The organism is Actinospica acidithermotolerans, from assembly GCF_018139625.1.
Classification (GTDB): Bacteria; Actinomycetota; Actinomycetes; order Streptomycetales; family Catenulisporaceae; genus Actinospica; species Actinospica acidithermotolerans.
Genome location: NZ_JAGSOH010000223.1, coordinates 1 through 4851 on the forward strand (window position 1 = coordinate 1; position 4851 = coordinate 4851).

General features: G+C 73.5%; 4 protein-coding genes and 1 pseudogene. 4 read left to right on the plus strand and 1 reads right to left on the minus strand.

The features are described 5' to 3' along the window. On the plus strand, nucleotides 1-1222 hold a 1222-nt coding region (locus KDK95_RS33975; protein ID WP_212522474.1), incomplete at its 5' end, for a bifunctional 3'-5' exonuclease/DNA polymerase. 105 nt (nucleotides 1223-1327) lie between these two features. On the opposite strand, the gene KDK95_RS33980 is transcribed toward KDK95_RS33975, so the two are convergent. Further along, nucleotides 1328-2023, minus strand: a complete 696-nt coding sequence (locus tag KDK95_RS33980) for a PhzF family phenazine biosynthesis protein (RefSeq protein ID WP_212522475.1) — start codon at nucleotides 2021-2023, stop codon at nucleotides 1328-1330. A gap of 107 nt (nucleotides 2024-2130) precedes the next feature. Here KDK95_RS33980 and KDK95_RS33985 point away from each other — a divergent pair, with 107 nt between their 5' ends. The 3 genes and pseudogenes from KDK95_RS33985 to KDK95_RS33995 form a co-directional block, all read left to right on the plus strand. Next, nucleotides 2131-2841, plus strand: a complete 711-nt coding sequence (locus tag KDK95_RS33985) for a 5'-methylthioadenosine/S-adenosylhomocysteine nucleosidase family protein (RefSeq protein ID WP_212522476.1) — start codon at nucleotides 2131-2133, stop codon at nucleotides 2839-2841. Continuing rightward, the gene (locus tag KDK95_RS33990) at nucleotides 2838-3821 is read left to right on the plus strand and encodes a hypothetical protein (protein ID WP_212522477.1); all 984 of its coding nucleotides are present in this window, start codon (nucleotides 2838-2840) and stop codon (nucleotides 3819-3821) included. Before KDK95_RS33985 ends, KDK95_RS33990 begins: the two co-directional genes overlap by 4 nt. A 184-nt stretch (nucleotides 3822-4005) precedes the next feature. Next, nucleotides 4006-4851: pseudogene (locus KDK95_RS33995) on the plus strand (hypothetical protein); the annotation flags it as partial.

The following is a 4851-nucleotide window of genomic DNA, read 5'->3' on the forward strand; positions in this document are numbered from 1 at the left end:
GCAGCTCGCCGAACTCGATGCCGCCGGACCGCGCGTGCGGCTTCTGGCGGCCGCCGAGTCGGCCGGCGGGCTCGCCGCCGCCGAGATGACCCACGCCGGACTCCCCCTCGACCCCGCCCTGCACTCGGCGAACCTCACCGAGGCCCTCGGCCCCATGCCCGCGTTCGGCGGCCCCACCGCCCGTCCCGCGAAACTCCAAGCGCTCGTCGAACGCGTCGCCGAGGCCTTCCACACCCCGAGCCTCAATCCGGACTCCCCCGCCCAGCTTCTCAAGGCCCTGTCCACGGCCGGCCTGCCCGCGCACACCACGCGAGCCTGGGAGCTGCGCGGCTTCGAACACCCCGGCGTGCCGCTGCTCCTCGAATACAAGGAACTGGCCCGCCTGTACTCGGCCAACGGCTGGACGTGGCTGCGCGCGTGGGTGCGCGCGGGCCGCTTCCGCCCCGAGTACGTCGTCGGCGGCGTCGTCACCGGCCGGTGGGCCAGCCGCGGCGGAGGCGCGCTGCAACTGCCCGCGATGGTGCGCCGCGCCGTCGTCGCCGACCCGGGCTGGACGTTCGTCGTGGCCGACGCGGGCCAGCTCGAACCGCGCGTGCTCGCCGCGATCTCCGGAGACCGCGGCCTCGCCGACGCCGCCCGCGCGGAGGACCTCTACACCGAGCTCGGCGACGTGTTCGGCGGCGACCGGAGCAAGGCCAAGCTCGGCCTGCTCGGCGCGATGTACGGCCAGACCAGCGGCGAAGTCGGCCCGCTGCTCGCCACCCTGCGCCGCCGCTTCCCCCGCGCCATCGGCCTCGTCGACGACGCCGCCAAGGCAGGCGTCGAAGGCCGCGTGGTCCACACCCGCCTGGGCCGGGCCTGCCCGCCGCCCTCCGCCCGCTGGCGGCGGCTGGTCGGCGGCGCCGAGGGCGAGGCCAAGGCCGACCAGGTCCGCCACGACCGCGGCCGCTTCACCCGCAACTTCGTCGTCCAGGGCAGCGCCGCCGAATGGGCGCTGGCCCTGATCGCGACCCTCCGCCGCAAACTCGCCGATACCGGCGCCGAACTCGTCTTCTTCCTGCACGACGAGGTCGTCCTGCACTGCCCCGAGCCCGAGGCCGACCTCGTCCGCGCCGCCGTCACCGAATCAGCCCTCGAAGCCACCCGCCTCGTCTTCGGCGACACCCCCGTCCGCTTCCCCCTCCACCTGGCCACCGTCGCCTGCTACGCCGACGCGAAGTAGCCGGCATCGCCGCGCCGCGGATCGTGGGCCGCGGGCCGCCGACAGGTCGTCGGCGGGACGTGGGCCGGGCCGGTCATCGCTCGTCAACCGCGCGCGGCCGCCGACTCAGAGCTCGACGAGCCTCGCCGGCTCGGCCACCACCCGGCCGCCGACCTCGGACCAGCCCGCGGCGGCGGCGGGGCGGGCGTGGATGACGGAACCGCGGCCCTGGCGGATGGTGACGGGGCGGGAGAGGCGCTGGGCCTGGTGGATGGCGGCGGCGCCGGTGGCCTCGTCCTCGGGGATGCCCATGCGGCCGACGAAGGTGCGGGCGCGCAGGACGCCGGCCTGCTCGTCGATCCAGGACCAGTGCTGGTGGTGGGTCTTCTCGTCCAGCGGGGGGACGGGCAGCGCCTCGACCTGCGCCGCGGTGGGGTGCCGGACGAACTCGAAGTCGGGGGCGAAGGCGGAGTTGGCGCGGATCCAGGTGATCTCGCCCTCGCGCCAGGTGTCGACGGGGTCGGCCAGGCGGGGGCGCAGGACGCGGGGCTGGCCGCCGGTGGCGTCGGCGATGACGCGGGAGACGCCGACGAGGGGGTGGCCGGCGAGCTTCATCTCGGCCGTCGGGTTGAAGATGCGCACGTCGGCGCCGTGCTCGTCGACGCGGTCGACGAAGACGGTCTCGCTGAAGCCGAGGCGGGCGGTCAGTTCGGGGCCGAGGGCGGAGTCGAGGCCCTGGGCGTCGAGCACGACGCCGAGTTCGTTGCCGTGGCGGCCGTCCTCGGCCGCGAAAACCCGCACCACCAGCACATTCATCGTCATGCCGGCCAGCGTACGGGGCGCGCGGACCCGGGCACGAGGGCCAATCGGGTCGCGCTGGACCGCTGGCCCGGCGGGGGGCGGCGGGCCCCGTTGGGTAGCATGATCGTATGACTTCGACACCGGTGGCGTTCGTGATCGCGATGATGGAGGAGGCGGAGGGCATCTTCGACCTGCCCTCGTGGACCGAGCTCAGCCTCGCGCCCTTCCCCGTCTACCGGCGCGGCGACGACACCGCGCAGGCCGTCGTCGTCGTCAGCGGCATCGGCACCACCAACGCGGCCGCGGCCACCCAGCACGTGATCGACCGGTTCGACCCCGAGCGCGTGGTGAACATGGGCGTCGTCGGCTGCCTGAACCACGACATCGAGATCGGCGCCGTGCACGCCGTGTCCACCTGCGCGTTCTTCGACGTCGACGTCACCGCCTTCGGCTACAAGATCGGCCAGATCCCGCAGACCGAGGTGCACGAGTACCCGCTCACCGGCAACGCGCCCAAGCCCGTGCCGACCGCGCGCCTGCTGTCCGGCGACACGTTCGTCACCGGCCGCGACGGCTTCCACCCCGAGCTCGCCGGCTTCGACGCCGACTTCGTCGACATGGAGCTGACCGCGATCGCGCACACCCTGCTGCGCAACGGCCAGCTCGAGCAGCTCGAGAGCTACAAGGCGCCGTCCGACTACTGCGACAGCGACTCGCCCGAGGCGTTCGACGAGAACCTGCCCTACGCTCTGAGCAGGCTCGCGCTCGTCGCCGAGCAGATCCTCGAGGCGCGCGGGATCTCCGCCGCCCTCGCCGAGCCGGTGGGAGCCGCCCGATGACCGCGCCGTCCGTCCGCGTCGAACTGCTCGCCAAGCACTCCTCGGGCAAGGACCACATCGCGATGACCGGCGGCACCCTCGGTGCCGACAAGAAGATCACCGGGAGCGCGCCGCTCGTGCTGCGGCACGACTTCTTCCCCGTCACGACGGTGGACCCGGCCGAGCCGGGCCCGGGCCGCGACCGGCTGTTCGCGGGCATCCACTCGATCGAGCACGCGCTCGCCTCGCCCGAGGGCGGGGACCTGCGGGCGCGGCTCGCGGAGGCCACCGGCCTCGGCGCCGGACACGCCGCACGGCTCATCGATATGAGCCCTTATATTCCAGGCCTGCTGGACGCGGCGGACGGCGCCGGGCTGCCGCTGGGATTCCGGTCCACGTTCGTGGAACTCGACGGTGCGGAGAGCGAGCTCTCGGCGCAGACGCTGCTGGCCGCCTACCGCGCCGCGCTCGAGCTGATCCGGGAGAAGTTCCGCGCCGGCGAACCCGTACCCTTCTCCACGCCGGAGGCCTGCGGGCAGTACAACCTGCACTCCGCCGAAGCCGCGCTCGAACTGATCGAACCCGCCCTCGCGGCCGCCTCGTCCCCCGAGCAGATCACTGAGACGTACGCCTCGACCGGCGCCACCGAGCTGTACGTATGCGATCTCCGCCTGGTCAAGCCGCGACTGCCCGGCGCCTTCGACCAGCAGGTCCTCGACCTGCTCGGCGGACACCTGCTGTCCCAGCGCATCGAGGCGGACGCGGACAACCTGACGGCCGGCAACTTCGGCTGCAGCACCGGCGAATACCTCATGGTCGCCAACCCCGAGGGCGCCGACCAGGGCGCCGTACTGCACCGCGCACACCGCGAGGTCGCCGCCACCCTCGCCGAATCCGGCTCCTACACCGGCACCGACCCGCTCCGGCACGCCGCCGCCCTCGACGCCCGAATCAGCCTCGAACACATCGAGAAGTACAGCCCCGACTCGCTCCCGGGCTAACCGAAAAAGAACACTGCGAACACGGGGCGTGGCCGTACTCGGCGGTGTGGAATGCAGTGGCGCTGAACGGTTTCTGGGATTCCGCTGAAACTCCCTGAGAATTCACGCTCCGGCACGCTCAACCGCACGTACCGCCTCGGTCAAAGTGGATTCAACGCCCCCGCCGCTGTGGAAGACTGGCGACGTGAGCAAAGACTCTCCCGAGGGCGAGGCAGCCGACCGGCTCCGCCGACCCGCGCGGATCGTGCGGCGCACCCGGCGCAGGCCGGCCGCCCAGCCCGAGCCCACGCAGCCCGAGGTGACGACGCCCCGCCCCCGCGCGCTCGGCCTCGACCCGGCCGACCTCGCCGGCGCCCTGCTGGCCGACCTCGCCGAGATCACCGACCAGGACGACCCGTTCGAGTTCGAGATGATGGTCTCGAGCTTCTGCGGAATCCTCGACATGGCCCAGGCCGCGGCCCTCGTCGGCTCGCTCCCGCCCGACATCGTGCAGATGCTCGTCACCCAGTTCGAGCAGCGCCACGACCCGCTCGCCCTCGCCGTCCTCGCCAGCCTCGCGCTGCTCGCCGACGGCGAGGCCGGAGCCGCCGCGGCCCGCGGCGCGGCCCGCCTCTGGCGCGCCGGCGTGCTGCCCCCGGACTGGTTCGAGGAGCTCGACCGCGCGCTGCACGTCGAGGAAAGCCTGTGCGTGCACCGGGAACTCGACGGCGACCTGCTCTACCTGCTCTCCTTCCGCCGCGCCGCCCGACGGCACGCCTTCGCCGTCATCGTCCGCGACGAGGAGCACGGCCCGGCCGAGGCCATCGTCCCGCTGCCCGCCGAGGTCCTGCCCGGCCACCTCGCCGACATCGTCAACGAACTCGTGCCCCGCGACGAGCTCGACACCGTCACCGTCACCCGGCTCGACCCCGCCGAGGCCCGCCGGCGGCTCGAATCCGCCGTCCGCATCCGCGCCACGCACGACGCGCGCCTCGACCTCGACGCGCGCTTCGCGCAGTGGGACGAGGCCGCCACCCCCAGCGTGCTCGGC

Bases quoted from the DNA above. Each gene is read 5' to 3' on its own strand.
- KDK95_RS33980 (WP_212522475.1), bottom strand. From the start codon at position 2,023: ATGACGATGAATGTGCTGGTGGTGCGGGTTTTCGCGGCCGAGGACGGC.
- KDK95_RS33985 (WP_212522476.1), top strand. From the start codon at position 2,131: ATGACTTCGACACCGGTGGCGTTCGTGATCGCGATGATGGAGGAGGCG.
- KDK95_RS33990 (WP_212522477.1), top strand. From the start codon at position 2,838: ATGACCGCGCCGTCCGTCCGCGTCGAACTGCTCGCCAAGCACTCCTCG.